Source organism: Ramlibacter agri (assembly GCF_012927085.1).
In the GTDB taxonomy this organism is placed as follows: Bacteria; Pseudomonadota; Gammaproteobacteria; order Burkholderiales; family Burkholderiaceae_C; genus Ramlibacter; species Ramlibacter agri.
This window is the reverse complement of record NZ_JABBFX010000004.1, coordinates 1-22,855: the sequence shown is the minus strand read 5'-3', so window position 1 is coordinate 22,855 and position 22,855 is coordinate 1. Positions and strand designations below refer to the sequence as shown.

At 63.1% G+C, this 22,855-nt stretch carries 12 protein-coding genes and 1 tRNA gene; 3 read left to right on the top strand and 10 right to left on the bottom strand.

Annotated features, from left to right (window positions below; genetic code table 11):
• Positions 1 to 538: 538 nt before the first annotated feature.
• From HHL11_RS30020 to HHL11_RS30005, 4 genes are read right to left on the bottom strand one after another with little or no spacing between them, the layout of a single operon-like run.
• Positions 539 to 6,490 carry a DEAD/DEAH box helicase gene (locus HHL11_RS30020; protein ID WP_169422341.1) on the bottom strand — a complete coding sequence of 1,984 codons (5,952 nt, stop codon included), beginning with the start codon at positions 6,488 to 6,490 and terminating at the stop codon, positions 539 to 541.
• Positions 6,490 to 11,571 carry an Eco57I restriction-modification methylase domain-containing protein gene (locus HHL11_RS30015; protein WP_169422340.1) on the bottom strand — a complete coding sequence of 1,694 codons (5,082 nt, stop codon included), beginning with the start codon at positions 11,569 to 11,571 and terminating at the stop codon, positions 6,490 to 6,492. Before HHL11_RS30015 ends, HHL11_RS30020 begins: the two co-directional genes overlap by 1 nt.
• Positions 11,568 to 14,858, bottom strand: coding sequence for a DISARM system SNF2-like helicase DrmD (drmD, locus tag HHL11_RS30010; RefSeq protein WP_205964757.1), 3,291 nt, complete (start codon positions 14,856 to 14,858; stop codon positions 11,568 to 11,570). The genes HHL11_RS30015 and drmD overlap by 4 nt, the downstream gene beginning before the upstream one ends.
• The gene (locus HHL11_RS30005; protein ID WP_169422339.1) at positions 14,858 to 15,193 is read right to left on the bottom strand and encodes a helix-turn-helix domain-containing protein; all 336 of its coding nucleotides are present in this window, start codon (positions 15,191 to 15,193) and stop codon (positions 14,858 to 14,860) included. The genes drmD and HHL11_RS30005 overlap by 1 nt, the downstream gene beginning before the upstream one ends.
• A gap of 150 nt (positions 15,194 to 15,343) precedes the next feature.
• Here HHL11_RS30005 and HHL11_RS30000 point away from each other — a divergent pair, with 150 nt between their 5' ends.
• Genes HHL11_RS30000 through HHL11_RS29990 form a run of 3 tightly spaced genes read left to right on the top strand, consistent with a single transcriptional unit; the run spans position 15,344 to position 17,956 of the window.
• Positions 15,344 to 15,991 carry a hypothetical protein gene (locus tag HHL11_RS30000; RefSeq protein ID WP_169422338.1) on the top strand — a complete coding sequence of 216 codons (648 nt, stop codon included), beginning with the start codon at positions 15,344 to 15,346 and terminating at the stop codon, positions 15,989 to 15,991.
• Positions 15,988 to 17,349: an AAA family ATPase gene (locus HHL11_RS34890; RefSeq protein WP_169422337.1), complete on the top strand. Its 1,362-nt coding sequence runs from the start codon at positions 15,988 to 15,990 to the stop codon at positions 17,347 to 17,349. The genes HHL11_RS30000 and HHL11_RS34890 overlap by 4 nt, the downstream gene beginning before the upstream one ends.
• A gap of 1 nt (position 17,350) precedes the next feature.
• Positions 17,351 to 17,956, top strand: coding sequence for a hypothetical protein (locus tag HHL11_RS29990; RefSeq protein WP_169422336.1), 606 nt, complete (start codon positions 17,351 to 17,353; stop codon positions 17,954 to 17,956).
• 302 nt (positions 17,957 to 18,258) lie between these two features.
• On the opposite strand, the gene HHL11_RS29985 is transcribed toward HHL11_RS29990, so the two are convergent.
• The 6 genes from HHL11_RS29985 to HHL11_RS29960 all read right to left on the bottom strand — a co-directional run.
• Positions 18,259 to 19,659 (bottom strand): site-specific integrase, encoded by a 1,401-nt coding sequence (locus tag HHL11_RS29985; RefSeq protein WP_169422335.1) that lies wholly within the window; start codon positions 19,657 to 19,659, stop codon positions 18,259 to 18,261.
• Between the two features lie 166 nt (positions 19,660 to 19,825).
• Positions 19,826 to 19,900, bottom strand: a tRNA-Val gene (locus tag HHL11_RS29980).
• Between the two features lie 33 nt (positions 19,901 to 19,933).
• Positions 19,934 to 20,650 (bottom strand): DNA polymerase III subunit epsilon, encoded by a 717-nt coding sequence (gene dnaQ, locus HHL11_RS29975; protein ID WP_169422334.1) that lies wholly within the window; start codon positions 20,648 to 20,650, stop codon positions 19,934 to 19,936.
• A 73-nt stretch (positions 20,651 to 20,723) separates the two neighbouring features.
• The gene (locus HHL11_RS29970) at positions 20,724 to 22,118 is read right to left on the bottom strand and encodes an FAD-dependent oxidoreductase (RefSeq protein WP_169422333.1); all 1,395 of its coding nucleotides are present in this window, start codon (positions 22,116 to 22,118) and stop codon (positions 20,724 to 20,726) included.
• A complete protein-coding gene (locus HHL11_RS29965; RefSeq protein WP_169422332.1) occupies positions 22,115 to 22,630 on the bottom strand; it encodes a LeuD/DmdB family oxidoreductase small subunit in 516 nt (171 codons plus the stop codon). Before HHL11_RS29965 ends, HHL11_RS29970 begins: the two co-directional genes overlap by 4 nt.
• Positions 22,627 to 22,855: aconitase family protein (locus tag HHL11_RS29960; protein ID WP_240980337.1), on the bottom strand; the 229-nt coding region annotated here is incomplete at its 5' end. The genes HHL11_RS29965 and HHL11_RS29960, both read right to left, overlap by 4 nt.

Below are 22,855 nucleotides of genomic sequence, written 5' to 3'. Positions count from 1 at the left end.
TGGCTTCCCGGACAGGGAAACCTCTTAGGTGCGCAGTCCGCCGCCGAGCCCGCCGGCGCCGGAGCCCTCATCGATCTCGTGAACTTCGATGCCGAGACAGCTCTTCGACATCGCAGACACGCTTCGATGACGGAGTCTTCAACGCTATCGCAGCGTAAACCCAGACTCAGCGACTTCGCGACCGAATCCGCATCGGCAACGTAGATCTCGCAGGCGAAGCATTCCGAGCGCGAAACCTCGGCTCTCTCTCCCCCCGTCCTCTCGCCGCAAAATGGAGGGAGTTCGCGCCCCGTTGTGCCCTCGAATTCATCCGGCGCGGGAAGCAACCGTCGCAGCGCTCAACTCCGTGAGCGATGCCGCTTCATGACGGGACCGAGCTGAGGGCCACGCAGCCCTCGCTTTCGACGGTCGCATCGGAAACGAAGGACTTCGCCGTCGATGAAGTGTCGATGCCGACGCCACTTGGATGCGGCGCAGCCACGATGTCGACCACCAACGCTATCGAAGCTGACCGCGCAGACGCGTTCCCTCGCCTTTGTCAAACAAGCCGAACGAATTCAGCGACCGCCCGGACAGACCCGTCCGTTGGCGGTTCCAGAACGATGTCGCTATACGCGGGATTGAGTGGCTTGAGCACGATTCTCTGATTGGCCGGCTCGCCGCCCTCTTCACCTGCGGCCTTTTCGCTGTGGTAGACCTTTAGCGTAAATTGCCCGCCCGTCTCCTGGTCGGTCAATCCCTCATGCCAGATCAACAGCTTCCGGCCTTCTTTGCTGCCTTCTGGCACAGGTCGGAAGAGGCAATAGCTACCCGACGGGACAAGCGGCTCCATGGAATGCCCGACAACCTGAGCCACGAACATGCCCGGCAAAACCTTGATGCCGTCAAGCAGTGCCCACTCGGCGGCATGGCTTGCCTGCCCATCGAGCCCCTGTTGCTCCTTGCTCCACCCGCCAGCAGCGGCTTTGAGCGTGCTAAACGGAACGCAATTGCGATAGGCCTCGAAATTGGCTGCCGCCGGCGAGATAACCGGGAATGGATAGATCGTTGCCGTGGTGGCGTCGCTCTTCGCGACTTCTTTTGTGGAGACCGCCCCGACAAACCAAGCGTCGTTTGCCTCCACCTCCCGCGCCTTCTTCATTCCCGCAACCGCCTTGGCGATGCGACGCATGTGGGAGCGCATCACGACCTTGTCGTAAAGCTCCTGGTACTGGATAGCCACCACTTCGTAGTCGGTGTTCAGCAGCTCTGCGCGGATCTGCCTGTCCTTCGCAGCTGTCTGCGCGTTGCCATGCAGGTGTTCGCTCATGCCGTCCAGGTACAAGCAAACGCCCGCGTACTGGTCGTTGGGCGCATGAAAGTAGACGTCCGGCCGGGTAGTGACACCACCCGACAGCGCGATGGGTTTTTCGGTCTCGAAATTCGTGAGACCGGCCGCCTTGAGCATGGCCACCAACTGCTGCTCGGGAGGGTTGCCAGGCTTCTTCAGCTGGTTGTCGTCCGGCAGCACGGCAGGAATCGCGTGGCTCAGGGCGAGTGCATCGCCCCAGGTCGTGAGGTGCTCGAAGGCCACATGCCGGTTCAGGTGTTCGTGATAGAACGAGTTTCGGAAATTCTGCAGGCAGTCGATGCACGAGGTGTCGCAAGCTGACGGGCAGTCTTCTACCAACGCGAGGGTGTGTTGGACCACTGCTTGCCAATGCTCCAGCAGTTGCTCCAGCAGGCCCGAGCCGCCAGGCATCGGGTCATACAAAAGCGCATCGAACTTGTCCGATCCCGGCTTGCCCAGCACCTGTACCTGCAGGTCCGAAATCTCCATGTCCAGCACACCCGCGGCGCCTTGGCGCAGGGCCTCCATCACGCTGTACGCGGCCTCTTTGGACACGCAATCAGGCATCACCAGCGCATCAGCCACCACCTCGGCGTAGAACGCGACTTTCTGGATCGGCCTCCCGCAGCGCTCGATGTGATGTTCGTTGAAGGCGTCCAGCTCCTTGAGCGTGCTCATCGGCGAACGGCTCTGGCCGCAGACCATGCAAACCGGGTAACCCATCTCCCCGGTGGAGCGGACCTGCGATGCCGCACCCACGTTGATCAAGCGCATGTGCAGGCCGTGTTTCAGGTGCAACGTGGCCGCCCCCCACTCGTAGGCCTTGCCGCCGGAATGTCGCCCTTGGTCCTGTCCGAAGACGGCCACCGGCAGCTGGAAGCGGTAGTCCTCGTCGTCCGAGATGTAGGACTGGTGCGGCGCGTCCACGTCGCACACTTGCACGCCGAAGATGCTGGACACACCCACCGATTCAGCCTGCGTTGGCGCGGTCGCCTTGCCCAGTCCACCGGTTTCCTGGATCGACTCGTTGGCGAGATCCACCGCAAGTACGACCGGCTCTTCCGGCACCAGGTGGAAGGTCCGCGGCACGAACTTGTGCGCGTTGGCGTAGATCAGGTTGCCCGGCACATACTCGCGCACGGCCAGCGCGCTATTGCGGCGCAGTTCCCAGTCGGAGATGTCCGACCCAAAACGCGGCGCAATGTGCGTGATGCTGACCGCACCTGTGTCCAGGCCATAGCCCGGCAGAAAACCTTCAGCTGCCAGCACGCCGTACGTGTTCGTGTCGTCCACGCCTTCAGCCTGGTTGGCGCGGCGGCGGGCCTCACCCTTCAGCTTCTTGACGAGGCGTTCGCATCGGCTGCGCAGGGCTTCCTCGTCAGGGTCCAATGCGCCCTTGGCGCTTGCCACCTTGCGCAGGCGCTCCAACTGGTTCAAGGCCCACTGCAGCCGCTGGAACAGACGGTCCACCACCACCTGCAGTTCGTTCGCCAGCCCGTCGATGGTGGCTTCCACGCTGTCCTGGTTGACGACCTCGGCATCCGCCGCAGGCCAACCCTGCTGGAAAGCGGTCATCACGGCCGACAGCAATGCCTTGCGGTGCCGCAGGATCACCGTTTCCAGCGCGGTCACCTTCATCGGTGACTGGCGCACCATGCCCTCAGGCGTGAACAGGTAGGTCTTGATCTGCTGCGGCAGGCAACTGCGTACGGCGTCCTGGAGTTCATCCAGCGCGGCTTGTGGCAGGGCCTTGTCGCGGAGCAACTTGAACACCGCCGTCAGCACCGTGGCATGCACATGCTTGGCCACCATGATGGGGTTGCGCAGGTTGAAGCTGGGCGGCTCCACCAGTCCTTCCAACATCTTCAACGGTTCATTGAAGTAGGCACGGTCGTGGCTGGTTGCGCGGGCATAGGTGATGTCCAACGCCATGCGGAACTGGCGCCCTGCACGGCCCGCACGCTGCCAGTAGTTGGCTGGCAGCGGGGGAACGTTGCGCATCAACACCGCGTCCAGCGCGCCGATGTTCACACCCATCTCCAGCGTGGGCGTGCACACCAGGGTGTTGATGCGCTCGTTGTCGCCCTTGAAGGCGTTTTCAATGCGTTCGCGGTCAGGGCCTGGGATCTGTGCCGAGTGCTCCTTCGCGCGCAGCATCGCGAACTCCTGGTCCAGCAGCAGCAGGTCGTAGTCGTCCGCGTTCTCCGGCTCCAGCACCAGCTTGCCAGCGCAGCGCCAGGCCATGCACGACAGCGTCGGGTTCGGCCGGCTGTGCAGGCGCCGACAGGTTTGGCAGCGGTACATGCCCTGGGCCGGCCGCATCTTCAGCCGGTCCACGTCCACCTGGTGGGCACCCACGCAGCCGGGCAGCAACTTGCCGCGCGCACCCTTTAGTTGTACCTGGGCCAGCAACAACAGCTCGTTGGCGACCAGCGTCCACATGTCGTTGAGGAACTCGCCCGCTTCCGCTGCTGGCACGCCCCAGGCCACAGCCGCTTGCCGCGCCACCGTGGCATGGGTACTGAACCATTGCTTGATGCGGGTCTCGTCGTCTTGCCCGTCACGCTGGAACTTCAGTGCCGAGGGAACGCCCTTCATCGAAGGCAGATAGCCCCTCATGACTTGCAACTCACCGTCCAGCCAGACCTTGGAGTACACGCCGGTGACGCTGTCAAACAGCATGCGCCGCGACCGCGCTGCATCCAGCAGTGATGCCACGCCTTGGGCCAGCGCCTCGGATTCGCAACCGATCTTGGCGGCCCAGCGCTTGATTTCGGGCCGCTCCCCGTCCAGCCCCAGGTAGTCCACCTTCAGGCGCCCCATGGGCTCCAGACCCAGGCGCTGCCGGCCGCCGATGGCCAGCTCGCGCAGGATCTGCACACGCAGAAACCACTTGCGCTCTTGGCCGTGGGCCTGACCCGTCTCTGACTTGGGTTCGACTCGCCACACTTCGGGGATCAGCGCGCGCGACAACTCATCGTCGGCGTCCAGGTGCTGGTCCAGCCACAAGGTAAGGTCGCTGACCGAGACCGGCCCCTGCTTGAGCTTTTGGTAGATCAATTCCCGGAAGCGGTAGCGGCGGGAGCGGTCCTGCATCCATCCAGCCTGGAATGCGGCGTCCTGCCGGTTGTCGGCGAACACCAGCAAGCGGCGGCGCTCGGCCCGGTGAATCATGCTCTGGGCCAGCACATGCACATCAGCCACCGTAGTGGCCCGCACCGGACGGGCCGGTTCGCGGTAGTTGCCGCTGAACCGCCGCCCTGCGGCCCCGCAGGACACGCAGCGCGTCAGCTTGCCCTTGTGCTCATCCTTCTGCTGCACGAAGTACAGCGGCTTGAGCGCCTTGTTTCGGCCGCAGCCGACGCACTCGGCCACGTTGTCGTCATGCACGGTTCCGCAGTATCGGCAGGCGAACAGTGATTCAGTGCGAACGGGTTCTTCATCGGCATCGCTGCCCACCTGGTGGTCCAGTGAGAGCGCGCGCATGCCGCCCAGCGTGAGGTCCGCCCCGCGCCAGACGCGCCCCTTACCCTCAGCCGCACCGCCGCCAGGATGCGCACCGGTGAAGTCGAAATCTTCGAGCCCGTGCTCAAAGTAGTGCTGGCCGCAGGTAGTGCAGCTCAGCAACGGAAAGCGATGCAGCTCGGTGTTTTCAGCCAGCGCATCTTCGGCCGACAGCCAAAGCTTGGAGTCCTTGCCCTGGTCCGGGAAGGTAACAACGGCACCGCTGACGCCGCGCACAAACCCGTGCACCACCGGGCGCAGTAGCGGCCGATTGCCCTGGCGCGCGGCGGCGCCCAGCGCGAGCCACACCAAGACTTCTTCTTGCGAGATGGCCCGGCCCACCTTGCCGCCGAGATTCACAAGCAGGTCATCCAACGCCCGGGGGCGGCGCAGCGCTTCTGCAACCTGAAACACCACCTCGTTGTGGCTCATCCAGTGCCCGATGGCCTCGCGCCAGGGGCCAGCCTTCAGGCGGCTGCCCGTGGCGGTGGTGAACCATACCCGCAGGGCTTGCACATCGCCTTCGGTGGCAGCTTCCCGATCCACCAGCGACAGCACCTCCAGCAGCGTCTGCAGCTGGGCAGATTGGTCTCCATTCAGCGGCGGGCTGGGGGTGCGCGGCGTGCCCCAAACATCGGCCTCGTAGCTCTCGCCCACCAGGGCCACGTTCTGGCCATCCACTCCGAAGAAGCGGCTGGCGAACTCGCGCCCCGAATCCAGGCCCTTGACCGGGTCGGCGATGGTGGCCGAGGTGGCGATGCAGGTGGTGCTCCCCTGGTCCTTGCCACAGTAGGCACGCAGCCGGCGGATCAAGCAGGCCGTCTCGGCACCTTGCGCGCCGGTGAACGTGTGGGCCTCGTCGAAGACCATGAACTCCAGCCGGGCGTTGTCGAACAACTCCAAATCTTGCTGGCGGGTCAGCAGCAGCTCCAGCTGCTTCACGTTGGTCAGCAGGATGCGTGGCTGCTGGCCGGGTGTGCGCATGACCTCGCGGCTGGTGCGCTCCTCGGCCGGGTGCAGGGCCACGTCCTGCTTCTTGGTCTGCATATCGGTCAGCTTGTGCTGGTAGTCGGCTGCAGTGCTGCCCGGGGGCAGGCGCACGCCCACCACGTCGGACTCTTTCTGCGGCGTCTTGCCGACGTACATGCCGAAGGTCACGCCTGTGCCGGCCAGCAGCGCGCGCATGCGCTGCAACTGGTCTTCGGCCAGCGCGTTCATCGGGTAGACGATCACGGCGGTGACACCAGCGGTGGCGTCCTCGTCGCGCAGCTGCAGGCAGCGACTGATGATGGGGAACAGGAAGGACTCGGTCTTGCCCGATCCCGTGCCCGTTGCCACCAGCGTGGGCTGGCCGGCGTGGATGGCGCGGAAGGCCTGCTCCTGGTGCCGGTAGGCCGCCGGGTAAGGCGACAGGTGGCGGATGTGGCTATGCAGTACCCCTTCCTTCACCAGTTGCTCGAGCGTGGCGCCTTGCTGGAAGGTGCGCGACAGCGAGATGTACGGCCCCTTCAGGAGTGGCGTGTTGCGGGTGTGCTCCAGATTGAGCAGCGTCCGCATTTGCTGGTATAGACCGGCGTCGGCGAAGGCGTAGGTGCTGAGTTGGTAGCGCAGAAAGTCGCCGACAACCTGCTCCGTGTACGTGATGGGGTTGAGCATTAGAAAAGCGCTCCTTGTGGAAGATCTTCGCTGCTACCTTCGCCAGGCTCGCCTCTCCTCACGGAGGCGTTCGATAGGGGAACGAGCTGCTTGATCAAGTCAGCGTGTGCCGCGCGCGCCCTTGCGCGGCGTTCTGTCTCAACGCTCGCTTGAGCGCTGCCGAAGTGCGTGTTCAATCTCTCCGCGACTGGCTGAAAGTCGCCTGCACGTCCGTCGTGTCCCAGGCCATAGTCGGCTAGCCGTACTGCATCTGGAAGGCCCCAACCTTTGCCATTGTTTTGACAAAGGAACTCATTCCGACCTTGGTTGCATAGATCTTGGAAGGCAATCATGGACAGCACGGATAGGCGCAACTCGGGGTCCAATGCTTTGTCAATTCTCCAAAATCCCTTCGGATCCAGCTTCCCAGTGAACTCGTCATTCAACCACCTGACAGGGAAGTCGCAACCCGCCAAGATGTACCGCATGTCGTCCATGGACAGCGATAGATGGTCGGCAATCAGTGCTTCCGCAATGCAACGTAGACGAAGTCGCTCGGCTGGCGATGTCGCGAACTCGCGCCCCGGTTTCTGAACTACAGACGAGAAGAGGACCGAATGCGCAATGAGTGCTTGTCCAATGCCTTCAAGCTCGGCAGCTAGAGACTTCTTCGGAAGTACCGTTTCCTCTACGACAAACCAGTTCAAGTGCAAACCGCCACACCTTGCTCTAGCGACAAAGTCGTAGACAAAAGAATTCATGACGACAGCGAGCGCAAACAGGTTCTCGTCGACTTCCAAAATTGCGGAGGTGTTCCCGCACGGCAGGAATGGGGTGCAAGTCGCCCGAGCAGTGCGCGCGTTTGTTGCCGACGTGACGTCGATAAAGGTCAGCTTTGGCACAGGCTGCCACTTCGGTTCTCCCGCAAGATCTCCCGTCTTGTACGTCTTGGAAGCTGCTTCTCGGACCCCGATAAGGTACTGTGGCTCAAGCACCTCCGATTCCGCCGGGATGTCACGCCAGACCGCTGATCGACCTTTACCAGAAACCCAGCCCTTCGAAGAGGTCTGGAACTGATCGATGATGTTTCCCTCTAGCAGCGGGAGTGCTACATCTTCAACATCTTTCACGTGAACAGCGTGGGTCCCATCTCGGGAGAGAATCAGGCCTTTCTGGCGATTGAGGATGCTGGAGGGCCCGCCATAGGGATGCCAAAGCGCCTTGAGCCAAAGTCCATGTTCGTCCGGCCGATAGCCTCTTTCCTCCCACTTGGATCGTGGGGGGAAAAGTCTTGAATCGGACGTCATGTTGAAGTCCCCCTGCCGATACTTCGCCCCCCAGCACTCTGCGCCCTCACCTCCAAGCAAGACCCCCCGAGAGTAGACCTTTTGAAGTACGAGCAGGTCACGTTCGCTACGGATCTCAAGGATTGCCTTTGACTTCGGAGAGAACTCAATTACGCGTTCTCTGGGATAGGCCAAGACGTGCTGCTCAGCGCTGGCCCAGTCGTCTACGTTACGGTGCATGAAGGCCACGCGTATGGCCTGGGTCGTACCGGTCTTCTGGACCACCAGCGGACAGAACTTGAAGCGCGAGTCGATGTCGAAGACCTTTTCTCGGTTCTCGAAGCCGAACAGCCATTGCCAGTCGCAGTGGTCCAGGAACAGCGTGCGCAGGTCGGTCGTGCCTTTGTCGGTGTAGATGCCGCTGGGCACGATCATGCCCATGCGCCCATGCGGGCGCACCAGTGCATGGCTCAGCTCCAAAAACATCTTTTGAAGATAGGGTTTTCCGGAGCCTTGATTTGCAAAGGGGTGCGTTCGATCGGCGAAACCCTTTCGCTTCCTTCGCTCCACTAACCACTTCTCATGAAGCCTATGAGATGCGGCGAAGGCATCCTTTCCTCGACCGCCAAGATTCAGGTCATGCTTCGGTTTCCCATCACTGGTGGTGCTAACGCGATCGCCGAATGGGGCACCGCAGTTGTTCATCCAGTTCGCAAAAGCCTTGAAACCGGCAACATAGGAAAGCCAGTCATGTTCGAGGCGTGAGTGCTTCCTGAAGTAGTCCAGCTGCGCTTCTAGTGCTTCCTGTTTGCCGTACGCCCTATACAGAGGGTCATGGTTGGAGAAGAACTCCTTGGAGTTCGGCTGCATGGTTTCCCAAGGCGGGTTCCCCAGAACGGCATCAAAGCCGGACTGTTTGGCAGTGAACACATCAGGAAACTCGAGTTCCCAATGGAAAAAGCGCAGCTCCTCGGCCACCTTGGCTGCGATCACCAACGCAGCCTCTTCGGGCTGCCCGAACTGCATTGGTAGCGGAGCGAGTTGGACCTGCTCATCAGGCCAGAACCAGAGAGCGCACCACAGGTCCATACGGGCCTTCAGCGCGTGGTAGTGCGGGTTGGCCAGCACCTCGTCGCGGTAGACGCTGGCGCGGCGGTCGCTGTCGTGCACGGGCAGGCGGTGCAGTTTCTTGAACACCTTCAGCAGCTCATCGTGCACCTCGCTGGCTTCCAAGCCGCCTTCCAGGGCGATCTGGCCACTGAGCTGTCTGGCCAATTGCTCCGGTACGGCCTTGGCGCGGGCAGCGATTGCGGCGGTGAATTTGTCGCCGCGCTGCTTGCCTTTGGCGTCGGTGTAGTGGTGGTTAACCAGGTTCTGCGGCTTGTCCTTCTGGTAGTCCTTGTCGCCGCCTTCGCGCTCCCAGGCCAGGGCCGGGTAGTCACGGTAGGTGTCGAACCATGTGCCTACCAGTGCGTTGCCCACCTTGAACTTGTGGTCCAGGAAGCCGAAGGGCAAGTCCCGGTCCATGGTTTCGACCCACAGGGCCATGCGGCCCAATTCAACGGCCAGCGGGTCCAGGTCTACGCCATAGAGACAACGCTCCACGATGTGCCGCTTCAGCTGGGCGCGCAGCGCGTCCTCGAAGCCCTCGTCTGTGGGGCGCAGTTTGAGCAGTTCGTCGCTCAGCACCTCGCTGATCTGGCCGTCGGCCATGCGGGGCACGCCGCCGTCTTCCGCGCGTTCGATCAGCTTGTGGTGGTACAGCGAGGCCACCAGAGCATCGGTCAGGTAGCGCAATGCGCCGGCCAAGAAGGAGCCAGAGCCCATGGCCGGGTCGCACACCTTGAGCGCCAGGATGTCCTCGGGGCGCTTGGGCTGCCACTCCACCACCTCGGTCAGGCCGGTGCGCGGGTCCACCTCGGTACGCACGGCCTCATAGGCCAGCGGCTGCAGCGTACGCCGCACCGTGGGTGCGGCCAGCTGCGGACGGGTGTAGAACGTGCCAGCGCCCTTGCGCGTGCCGCCCCAGCGCACTACGTAGAACTGACCAGGGGCCACCAAGCGGGCGCACAGGCTGCGTGCGGCCGTGGCCAAGGCCTCGGCTTCTTCTCCGCCGGTGGCGCCGGCCGGCCGGCGGCCACGGGGCTTTTTAACCAGGCCGGCAATGACGGCAGCCTTCTCCAGCCAGGCCTGGGCACGCTGGAGATGGTCTTGGCTGAGAGCCAATTCGTCGTCGGCAGACGCGGCCGAGGCATCGTCTTCGGGCTCCGATGCAACATCGGGTTCGTCGGCCTCTGCATCGGTGCCAACCTCGTCGTCGGCTTCACTGTCGCCCGAGTCCTCGTCACCACCCCCTGCTTCTTCGTCGCCGCCGCTGTCGGCCTTGTCCTTCTTTTTGAGGGCGTCGAACAGCTGCTTGATCACGGCATCACCCATGCCCTCCAACTGCGACAGAGTCAAGGCCGGTTCGTTGCCCACGGCTAGGAAGATGACCGGATCATCGACAGCGGCCTGCTTCAACTCGAAGTCCAGGAGGCCTTCGTACAGGATGCCGATGTACTCGGACGACAGCGCCGAGAAGTCCACCGGTGCATCAACCAGCTTGTTGCTGCGACCCTGGCGCACGCGAACCCGGGTGCGCGTGAGAAGTCGCAGCATGCGTTGAACCTGGCGGTCGGAGACAGCGTTCTGCGGCCCTTCCAGCAAGGCCAGGGCGCGGTCTATGCCATCCTGCGACTCCTCGTCGCCCGAAGCGAACAGAGCGCCGCTGTAGTGCGGCACGGGCAAGGCCTCGTGCGATGAGCCCTCATGGATCAGCCTGAACAACGCCATCAGCCGCGGCCACGCGCTGCGGCCTTGAGACAGGCGTTCGTTGCCACGGCCCGAGGCACGGCGGTCCAGATGCTGGCGCAGGCCTTCCAGGCTGTAGGCGCGCTGGTAGATCGGGTTGTCCACTGGCAGCAGGTTCCGCGCTTCGGCGAAGAGCGTGATGATGCAGCGCATCACGATGCGCGAACCGGCCACGTACAGGTCTGCATAGGCCGGCGCGGTGCCGGTTTGCTGGGCTTGTTCGATCGCGCTGTGCGATGCAGTGATCAGTTCCTCCACGGCTTGGCGGACACGCTCACCCAAGACTGCGGACAGATCGGCCTGTCCCTTGCGGGAAGCGAGAACGGCGTCAAGCAGTACCCCGGGCGCTTGGCCGGAAGGCGCTGCCAAGGCATCGCGGGAGAGCAGATGCCGCCATGCCGACACCTGAGGACCGGGCATGCCCTCCACGAACCACAGATCAATGTCCCACTCACACCAGGCCTCATAGTCCTGTCCCGCGTGGACCAAACGCCACTGGCGACCATTTGTCACCAGCGCCAGGGACTGGCGCTTCTGTCGAAGCCACTCCACCACTCGACTGAGCAGCTGGCGTGAACGGCCGACTCCCAACCGGCTGGCGAACTGCCGCGACGCACCCTCTTCCGGAACGAAAACGGGCAGCACTTCCCCCTGCGACCCCTGCCACAAGCGACGTGGCTTCACCTGCGCGCCGGTGAAACTACGCAGAGTCCATCGCGCCTCGACACCTTGTGCCTTCTGCCATTCGGGCTCCGGCAGACCCGACAGATCCTCAAGCATGAAATCCAGCAAGGCACTGAGGCGCTCGTTGGTACCGTCGAAAGCAGTCAGCGCGCGCCTGAGCTTTTCTATCTGCCACAAGGCAAGCGGAGCCAGCGTTGCTCCAAAGTGCGTAGTCGTCTTTTCGGGTGAGATCAGCAGCCCACCGTGATTCAGGCTGCTCCACCACTCTATGTTGTCGTTCACGCCTTCTCCCCCGGCAATCTCACTTCGACCGTCACCGGAAATACCTGCGCGGTGGAACGCAGGCTGAAGCGATTCGGAACGACGTGCCGCAGGATGCGATCACGCTCTTGCTGCAGCCTTTCAAGGAGGTCGCCGAATTGTCCTTGGCGCCGCTTGAGCTCGTCTTGCAGATCGCGCAGGCGACGCTCGGCTAACTCGTTGGCATCCTCGAGCAGCGAATACTGCAGCGATGCCGTGCGCTGTTCGTCGATCTCGCGTTTGAGTTTGTCAATGCTCTGATCGCGCTGAAGCGCCGAAACCTCCCGAATGCGTCGCTCGAAGGCCTCCTTTTCATGCGCGGCAGCTTCAACCCCGGCAGCATTGAGCTCGATTCCAATCGTTTCGGTCAGCCGGTTACGGTACGCGCTGATCCACGTGCGAACGGAGTGGTCGATGTCGTCCCAGATCTCACGGGCGCGTGACAAGCCATCTGGGTTCTCCACACCCGGATGGAGTGCAGCGTGCGGACCGGCGTAAGGCAGTTCCGCGCCCAGATCCCCGGCCTTGACCGGAAAGGCAACGGTTCGAACCCAGTGGTGGAATGTCTCGCGCAGCTCGTTGACGGCCATCTCCTCCACCGTCAGTACGAGCAAGGCATCAGCGCCCGAGGGAACTTCACCACTCGTCACCACCCAGCGACTGGGAGGGGTGAAATCATTCTGACCGCCCGGGAACCGCAGGCGAGCGAACGACGTCAGCGCCTGCCGCATGACTGGATGGCCCAGGTGCAGCAAAACCGTGTCCGCGGATGGACGAAACACTGGGCGTCCGTTCACGGTGTGGATGAAGTGCTGGTTGTCGAAAACCAGCCAGGGCATTGCACCGGAGATGCCCTTATTTGCACGCAACCGCAGGCTGTCGTCCACGACGGCCTGCCAGCGCAGTGGAAGCGGTGTGCGAAGGCGCATACGACCACGAGCATCCGGGCCTTCCAGCGGCTCTTGCGCAGACCCGACACCCAAGGCGATTCGAAGGGTTTCCCGCAGCGTCTCAGGGCTCAAGTCCAGGTCGGCCAGCAGTTGCACAAGCCGGGCCCGTTCCTCTGTTCCTCGCTCCCTGGTTCGAATCCGTGCATCATCAGAGGCTCGCTGGCGCGTGCTGATCTCCCGCTCCAGGTCCGACAACACCTCCTTGTCCTCATTGAGCTCCATCATCCGGCGTTGAAAGGCGGCATCGAACAATTCACCAACGGAGCCGAGGTCTTCGCGAATCTCATGGACCTTTTCCAGCACACGGGAAACAAAGGTCAAATCGGCGTCATCGTCGCTGGCGAAGTGATAGATGGTCACATCACGTGACTGGCCGTGGCGATCGATACGGCCGTTGCGTTGTTCCAGCCGGGACGGATTCCACGGGATCTCGAAGTGCATCAGCAGGCGTGCCGTATGCTGAAGGTTCAAACCCTCGGATGCAGCGTCGGTGGCCACCAGGATTTGTACGGGCGAATCAGGGTCATTGAAGTCGCGTTTGATGCGCTCCCGGTCCTCGTCGCTCATGCCTCCATAGAGCTGGATGATCGCGCCGCTTCCTGCTTCGAACTCGCGTTCGAGCCGGTGCACCAGGTAGTCCAGCGTCGTCTTGTATTCGGTGAAGACGATCAGTCTCTCGCTGCGATTCCAGGCGTCGGCGTTGCGCAGGCGTTGCTTGACCAGCTCCATCAGCCGATCGAAACGCGCGTCCACGGCCGGCACCTTGCTGACAACAGGGAGTTGATCCAGCTTCAGGGCCTTCAACGCCGCGTCAACTGCGGCCACCTCAGAAGTCAACGATCCCAGGTAGGGATGCATCCACGCCCCCACCACGTGGCTCGCGTGGAGGTTCCGGCTTTCGCGTTCCTGGTCGTCATCGATGTCTTCTTCAAGGGCCCGTCTTGCGGCGAGCACTTCGCCGGCTTGCGCAGTCTCTTGCTCCGCCAATCCAGCCTTGAAGCGCAGCCAACTGTCCGCAAACGTGACAGAGCTGGAAAGCAGCCGCTTACGAAGCACCTCGATCGCGAAGTTCAAGACTGTGCGAGCTTCCGGTGCAGCAACAATCTGGCGCTTCAGCGCCGCGCAGAACGCCCGAACGGAGGTCGCCAACTCCTTCTCGACCTTGGGCAGGTACAGCGGCAAAGGCTCCAGGTAGCGCGTGGCGAACCTTGGAGGACGTCCGGCTTCCTTGTCCTGCGCGTTGATCTCGCTCTTCAGTCTGCGGATCAACACATCCCCGATCATCTGGCGCTCTTTGCCCGTGAATTCGGGCGTGCGCGTGAAACGGACGGGATCGAGTTGCTCCAGCAGCCCGGAGAAGCACCGCGTATGACCGTTGTGCGGTGTGGCCGTGAGGAAAAGGCGATGCTCGAACCATGGGGTCAGAAGACGCAGCATCTCAGCGAGGTCACTGTCTTCCCCGAAGTTCGAGGGCATCAGGTTGTGCGCCTCGTCAACAATCAGCAGGTCCCAGGGAAGCTGCGCGCCTTGGTGGGCCTGCGCAGTGCGGCAATTGGCAATGAACTGCTCGAGCACGTCAGGCTGTCGCAGGTAGTGATAGGACGTGATGATCCTGGGAAACGCGCGCCACGGATTCGCATCCAGCCCCATGTCCTTCTGTAGCTTGTGCGTGGCAGCCTTGTCCACGATGTCAAACCCCAGAGAGAACTTCTCCTCCATTTCCTGCTGCCACTGCGTGCGCAGCGAGGCGGGCGTCAGGATCAGAACACGTCTGATGCGACGCTTGCGCACCAGTTCGGCGAGGATCATCCCCGCTTCCACGGTCTTGCCCAATCCGACGTCGTCGGCCAACAGCAGAGAGACGCGCGGCATACGCATGGCTCGTGCAAGAGGCACCAACTGAAAATCGTCCGCGCTCACAGCCCCATAGACAGGCGCAGTAGCCACCGAATCGCCGCGCCGGCCCGGCGAATCAGCCGACAGGAACGGAGAAATAGCGGTCCAGCGTGTGGCTCGCTGCAGAGCGAGGAAGTCCCGCATGTGCATCGGAGCCTCGACACCCGCGCGCGGCAGGGCGTTAGGCTCCAGGACGACCGGCCGACACTCACGTTCCCAGAGCAGCGTTTCCTCCGCATCTCCATCGGCGTCACTGAACTCGATGGTGACCAGATGGAGAAGTTCGGAAGTCTTGGTCGCGGCAAATGGCTCAACGGCGGACACCACGCCGCGACGGTTGCGCACCGTGGCGAGCATCCCGACGCGGGGCAGCGAAGTGGACGACACCGGCGCCACAGACACAGGGTTTGCGGGCAAGTTCATCACGCGGCTCCTGGACGCGCCTTGGCCGCTCGCACCTTCTTCGCGGTTACGCGCTTGGATGCCGGCGGCTGCTTTGTCGGACGCGCTGCGATCTCGGAGGCACTCGCGGGCGGAACATCATCCACGTACTCCGCCAGGTCGCTTAGCGTGCATCCAAAAAACCCGCACAACCGAGACATGTTGTCAGCTGTGAGGTTGACCCCCGGTTTGTTGAGGACGCGCGAAAGCGTGCTGCGGTGAATGCCGGTCGCCACCGAAATCTCCCCGATCTCTATTCGGCGCCGCTCCGTAAAGCCCTTGTCGGCCATGAGCTTAGCCAAGTGAAAGCGAATCATCCGAGGTCTCCTCTGCTGTCCGAATATACGCCCCAAATGTTGCATTAACGCGACATAGAGACGATGCGCGAGATGTATTGCGCTTGCATGAATCTCTTAAACGACTCATGATTCATATACGCGACATTCAACGCACATAAAGGAGATCGAATGAAGCTTGCGACCGCGTCTGCCACTCCGCCCACCGTTTCAACCGCTGCCCGTCTGGACATGCACCCCATGAATCTCGATGGCACAGCCTACGGAGTTTCGCAAGCGCGATCCGCAGCAAGCACCGTCGACGAGATGCTCGCTACGGTAGGCAAACTGAAGAAGCCATTCCTCATGAGTCCGTACAGCAAATGCACGACCCCCAACGAGGCGGACATCGGATGGGCGGCTGGAATTCTGGATGGCGAGGGTTGCATCCACATCGCTCGCCAAAAGTTCGGAAAGAAGTCGGGGCGCCGGCCGGTGTACCGGCTGCGCGTGCAGATCGCCCAAACAAGTCGTACTCTTCTCGAGGAATTCGAGTGGGTGGTCGGCATTTGCGGCACCATCGCCGAGCCGCCGGTGACGAAAAAGCAGCGGCGCCGTTGCTATTCGCTGATCTACGACGGCCTCAGCGCGTACGCCGTGATGGAGCGCCTGGTCGAGCATCTTCGTCGCAAGCGCGTCCACGTGGTTGAAGCGAAAAACTTCAGGCGTGAATGCGCTATCCACGTCCACCCCGGGCCCCATGGCCACTCAAAAGACATCTGGAAGCGCAGGGAGTGGTACTACAACCGCATGCGGGCCCTCAATCGCGGCGAGGCGTGAAAGTGCAAAGGAGCATCAACCGCGAGGTGATCCGGCGCCTGAAGAAGTTCCTGGTGCGAAAGGGGCCAGAGGCACAAGTCGCACGCGGATCAGTCAGCAAGGGCCACATCGGCTTGCGCCCGGGCGCGGCGGGCGCGCGAGACCTGCTTTCGCAAGCTCAAATGACAGCGGTGCAAGTGCGAGGGGAACGCATGCGTGCAGGTCGCTCGGCTGATCGGGATCTCGCTTTGCAGCTTGCCGCGGTTCGGGCGCTCGCCAGCAAAGTGCCCCTCAAGTTATCTGCAGCGCCCGAGATCACGGTTGCCACCGGCGATGCGAGGGACGCGGGGAAACGTGAAGACGCCACTGAACACGACGTTGCAGTTGATGACGGCAGGCGCCTGTGCCACCTTCGTCCCCTCTACCAAGCCGATGAAATGACCGAGCGGCTGGCCTGGGCGCGCAAGCAACGGCAAGACGTACGCGAAGGCCTTGTTCAGACACTGGAACGGGCTGCAATGTCAGGACAGATGCGTCGACTCGGGGCACCTGGATCCTCAGTGGAGTTTCAGGAACTAAGGAATGAATTCCCGCATTTCGGGTCTGTGCTCGATTTCGTATGGAAGCGCGCCGTACTGGCCGGTAGCGTGGCCGGTGCAGAGTTTCGGCTGCCGCCGGTTCTGTTAAATGGCCCGGCGGGATGCGGCAAGACCGCCTTTGCCGAGCGACTCGCAAAGTGGGTGGGGATGCCAATCTCGCGCGTCGACATGTCGAGCCTCAGTGCGAGTTTCAGCATCGTTGGATTGGATGCGGGCTACAGCACAGGGAAGCCGGGGGTCGTCTGGAACGCGCTGCAGTGCGAATACCTCTCGCCAGTCGTGCTGCTTGACGAGATCGATAAAACGCGCGCTCTGAACAGCGACGGCGGCGCGAACTTTCTACTAGGCCTGCTAGAACCCGTCTCGGCCAGCCACTTTCAAGACGCCTTCGTTGGGCTGAAGGTCGACGCATCTCACGTGCAGTGGATCGGCACCAGCAACGATCTCTCCGAGGTCGATGGGCCACTTCGATCGCGATTTCGCATCTTCGAAGTGAGGGAGCCCACTGACGACGAGTGCGTACACGTTGTGCGCAGCGTATTCCGCGCCTTGCGCAGGCGTGAGCCGTGGGCGGAGAGCTTCCCGGAGCACTTGCCACAGGCCGTCATCGATTCTCTTCTCAATCGCACAGCCCGTGAGGTGTGGCACGCGCTCGAAGATGCCTGCGCCGCGGCCGTGGCGCAGGGTCGTCGCGAACTGCAGGTTGCTGACGTCCCGACTCGGCATTTCCGATCCAGGCATCCGATCGGCTTTGTTTCAGCGCACCCCTACGGAGAGTAACGTGACAACTGAACAGATGATGTGCGACACCGCGCTCCAGGATCGCAACGCGTTTACGGACAGCTGGAACCGGCTGAACCTTCACGTCGAGCGAATTCCTCTGGGGTGGCAGCGGCTGTACGGAGAACTCCGCTTCCGGTTGGCTGTCATTTCGTGCTCGAAACGTTGCACGATCCGGATCGACGGAGGGTGGGAGGAGGACGGGCTGCTGCAGGTCCAGTCAGAGACCACAGACCGGGTGGTTCAGGGCCTGCTGCGGAAAGCGCGCGAGAAGGCAATGCACACCTGCATGGAGTGCGGGAAACCCGGGAAACTGCGGGAACTGGTCGATTGGCAGCAAGCCACCCTATGCGGCGAATGTGCAGGCCCACGACTGCTGGCGCTCGACATCACCAGTGTGATCGCCCTGGCGCGGTGTGGGTCAGTGGACCTCGCCCACGAGTTGCAATTCTCGCCCAGGGCTCTCTTGATTCGCGCAGCCGCTGAGGCCGCGGCCATCGCCAGCAATCCACCCACGACCTTCGCCCTCGACAACCTTGACTCTGACAGCATGCATTCGTGGCTACAGGAGCTCAGGGACCGGGCCCAGCAGGAAGGACCAACATGACGTTGCTTTCCTGGGGGTACTTGATGGAAGTCCTGTATCTTCTCGTGCTCTGCGGCCCGGCCGCGGTGGGATTGGCGCTTCTGTGGTGGGAATACCGGCGCGGGGATTGACCCGCTCAATGGCTGTCACACTGAACGGCGAAGCCTGTACCGCCTGTACCGCCTGTACCGCCTGTACCGCCTGTACCGCCTGTACCGCCTATATCGCCTGTACCGCCTATACGGCCTGTACCGGCTGTACCCGGTGTACTCGGCCACTATTTGCGCCGCGTCCTGCCCGCCCGAACAGCGCGGGCCTGGATGTCACTTGACGAAGGAGCTCTGGAAGCGCTGGACGAACTCCTCCGGCCGCATGTTGTAGTAACGCTTGAGCATGCGCGGATCGTTGTGACCCGTGATGTGCCCAATTTCTTCAGACCGCAGGCTGGTGCGCTCGAAAAGGCGACTGGTGCCCTCATGGCGAAGGTCATGCACGCGCAAGTCTTCGACGTTGACGCGCTGCTTGGCACGCTCGAACCCCTTCTTGATCGTGTCCTTCGTGGTGTCGAACACGAACTCAGACGTACGCGGGCGGGTTTGCAGGATGCGCTTCGCACGCAGGCTCAGGGGAACCAGCCGCTTCTTCCGGTTTTTGGTGATGCTTCCGGGCAGCAACAGGTAACCGTCTTTGAGATACACGTACTCCCAGCGAAGCTTGAGCATCTCTCCTCGCCGCATCGCAGTTTCGATCGCGAAGCTGATGATCGGCCACACCTTCGCGCTGCGCCTCAAGCGGGTCTTGATCCGCGGCTTCTCCTGAGCCTTCTTGCGGGCCCGCAACGTGGCCACCGTTACTACTTTCTTTCGTGGCCGAAACCACTCGGGGTACCTGGCAGCCCGCAGCAGCAATTGCTGCTCCGTCTGGCTCATCGCCAGCAGTTCGTCGGTCTCGGGGTCGAGTTCGAACTCGTCGTCCGCGCTCTTACGGCGATCGCGGGACGGGACCAGGTTCTCCCGCATTGCTTCGGTGTGCAGCCGGCGGTCGCGCTCGTCCGCCTCGGTGAGCTCGACGCGTTTGACCAACAGTCCAGATGCGGGATTTCTTGCCAGGTGGAGGTGCCATTCCTTGCGCGCGAGCGCGATGACCCGCGCCATCAGCTCCAGTTCCTTGTTGACCGTTGCCCCTTTGACCGCGTCCCACCGGATCTCGGCCCCCGATGCCGTTCGCTCCACGAATTCACCCTTGAGGCGCTGATCGCGATAGGTAGCGAAGTCACTCGGCTGGATGACAGACATCTTGAACCTGGTGATCGGGTGGCGGCACAGCTTGTGCACCCGACTTTTGTCGGGATGATCAGCAGGCTTGTCGCCGAGCTTCTTCGATTCGTACTTCTGCAGCAGCTGTCCGAGGGTGGTTTGGTCCGCGGTTCGGTAGTCCACGAATTCGCGCTTGGCGATCTCTCCTTCCCGCTCCTTGGCCCACTGTGACGCTTCCGCTTTGGTCTTGAAGGTCTTGGTCAACTCCCCCACGAGCTCGGTGCGGATGCGCACCTGCCACGATGTGGAAGTAAACGCCACGACCTTCGCATCCGAGAAGCCGGCATCGGCGAGTTCACGCGCATGGGTCAGTGCGGCTTCCTCGGTGGGAAAGGTGCGCTGACGGACGCCCGACTTCTCGGACTTCACGCGCCAGGTTTGGTAAGTGCGCTTTGCAAAGGTAGCCATCGATCATTTCTCCTGAAAAAGCCTTGCGGCGGGTACAGGAGGGCATTGGCGCAAAACTGTCGCGAAGCCGCATTTTCGACAGCCAAGCGGGCCAATGAGGGAACGATCGGGACGCCTTGAGAATTGAAAAGGCCTCGTAAATCATTGACTTACGAGGCCTTGAGATTGGTGGGTGATGCAGGGTTTGAACCTGCGACCCCTGCCGTGTGAAGGCAGTGCTCTACCGCTGAGCTAATCACCCGATTTCGCTGCTGTTGTGCAGCGAAGAAAGCGATTATGCCACAGTTGAAACAGGGACCTGACGCCAGACTGTCTTGCCGCCGCTCGCCTTGTCCAACTGCTTCAGCATGTCCTCGTGTTCGGCCGCTTCCTGGTCGTTGGCCAGCAGCACCGGCAGCGTGAACTGGCGCAGGTCGACGCGGGTCACGATGGCGCCCACGGCGCCGGAATCCGCTACGTCCATCAGCAGCGCGTCCTGGCCGCGCGTCATGTTGATGTAGACGTCGGCCAGCAGCTCCGCGTCCAGCAGCGCGCCGTGCAGAGTCCGGCCGGAGTTGTCCACTTCCAGCCGGTCGCACAGGGCGTCCAGGCTGTTGCGCTTGCCCGGGAACAGCTCCTTGGCCATGGCCAGCGAGTCGGTCACCTTGGACACGTGGCCCGTGAAGGGCGGCCGCCCCAGCAGCTCCAGCTCCTTGTTCAGGAAGCCGATGTCGAACGAGGCGTTGTGGATGATGATCTCGGCGCCGGCGCAGTACTCCATCAGTTCGTCGACGACGGCGGCGAACTTGGGCTTGTCCCGCAGGAACTCGTTGCTGATGCCGTGCACCTTCAGCGCGTCCTCGTGCGAGTCGCGCTCCGGGTTCAGGTAGAAGTGCTTGTTGTTGCCGGTCAGCTTGCGGGCCAGCAGCTCCACGCAGCCGATCTCGATGATGCGGTCGCCGGTTTCGGCGGACAGGCCGGTGGTTTCGGTGTCGAGGACGATCTGGCGCATCGCCGGAATTATGCTTGAGCGCGCCTGCCGCCCTCCCCGGCGCGGCGCGCAATATTCCGCGCCGGCGTCGCTCTCAGGCCTTCAAGCGATCGATGACGGTGCCCGCAGCCACCCAGCCGCCGCCCACGGCACTGAGGAGGCCATTGCCGGACAGGTAACCGGACACGTCGTTGCCCGACACGCCCCGCGCCGCACCGCCGGCGGCGACCAGGTTGGGCAGCGGCGTGCCGTCGGTGCGCAGCACACGGCACTGCTCGTCGATGTCCAGGCCGCCTTGGGTGTGGAACAGCGCCCCGGTCACCTTGACCGCATGGAAAGGCGCGGCCAGCGCGCGCTTGAAGCTGCGGCCGAATGCGTCGGTGCGGCCGGCGGCGACGCCTGCCAGCGTCTCGCGCAGCGCGCGCGGGTCGCAGCCAAGCAGCTTGGCCAGTTCGTCCTCGTTCTGCGCGGTGCGCAGCGCGCCGGCCTTCTCGGCCTCGACGAAATCGGGGAAGGTGCGGGCCAACGCAAGCAGCGGCTCGTCGAAGACGTTCCAGGCGACGCGCCCCGGCTGGTGCAGCACGTGCACGGCCGCTTCGGAGTAGCCGTGCGTCTCGTCGTGGAAGCGCTTGCCCTCCCCGTTGATCTGCACGCCGCCTTCCATGATGACGGCCCACGTCATCAGGGCGCCCTGCGGGATGACCCAGGAGCCGTGGCCCTGGTAGGCGCGCAGGTCCGCCAGCCGCGCGCCCAGCTGCTTGCCCCAGGCGATGGCGGTGCCGTCGTTGCCCACGTGGCCGCCGTAATCGGCGTTCGCCATCTCGGGCAGCAGTTCGCGCACCATCTCCTGGTTGCCGCCGAAGCCGTTGCAGGCCAGCACCACCTCGTCGCAGGCGATGTGTTCCATGCCGCCATCGGGCCGCACGTAGCCGATGCCGGCAATGCGATCGCCATCCAGCCACAGCTCGCGCACCAGCGCCTCGGTGAGGATGTCCGCGCCGGCTGCCGTCGCCGTCCGCTCCAGCGCCGCGACCAGCGCGGCCCCGGTGCGCTGCGGCACGGCGTGCATGCGCAGCGCACGGTGGCCGGGGTAAAGGAAGCCTTCCAGCACTTCGAAGACGATGCCATGCGCTTCCAGCGAGTCGATCGCCTGCGGCACGGCGCGGGTGTAGGCCTGCACCAGGTGCGGCGCGGCCTCGCCGTGGGTCTTCGCGACCACGTCTTCGGCGAACAGCGCCTGCGAGTCCTCGATGCCCTTGGATTGCTGCAGCCGCGTGCCGGCAGCGGGAATGAAACCCGAGGACAGCGCGGTGGAACCTTGCGGCACCTGGTCGCGTTCCAGCAGCACGCAGTCCATGCCGGCGTCGCGCAAGCGGATGGCGGTCGTGAGGCCGCAGGCGCCGGCGCCGACGATCACCACCGGCACGTGCGGCGTGCCTTCGGGCAGCGGCTGGTTGCGGACGAGGCTGGGTGCGGGGGACTTGCTCATGATGCGGCTCGGGTCGAGGGAGACTGCTGCAGGCGGCGCCGCAACGTGTTCATCAGGCCACCCGCCTGCACCATGTCGAGCAGGAAATCGGGGATGGGGTCGCAGGCCAGTTGCCGACCATTTGCGGTTACGACCTGCATCTGCTGCAGGTCGAGCGTGACCTGTTCGCCTTCGTTCAGTTGTTCTGCTTCCTTGCAGGTCAGCAAGAGCAGTCCGAGGTTGAAGGCGTTGCGGAAGAACAGGCCGCTGAAGCTGGGGGCGATCACCGCGCGCACGCCCAGTTGCACCAGTGCGCCGGCGGCTTGCTCGCGCGAGGAACCGATGCCGAAGTTGGGGCCGGCGGCGATGACATCACCTTGCCGAACCGCGGCTGCGAACTCGGGGCGCACGACCTCCAGGCAATGCGGCGCAATGCCGTCGATGCCCAGCTTCATGTACGCGCCGGGGGCGAGCTGGTCGGTGTCGATGTCGGCGCCCAGGCGCCAGACCTTGTGCTGGTCCTTGTCGCTCATGCCAGCACCTCGCGCGGGTCGGTGATGCGGCCTCGCAGCGCGGAGGCTGCCACCGTGTACGGCGAGGCCAGGTAGACCTGCGCGGTCGCCGAGCCCATGCGGCCCTTGAAGTTGCGCGCGGTGGTCGCCACCACGTTGGCGCCGTCCGGGATGCTGCCGCCGTAGCCGGAGCAGGCACCGCAGGCTGTGGGGAGCAGTTCGGCTCCCGCGTCCAGCAGCACGCCC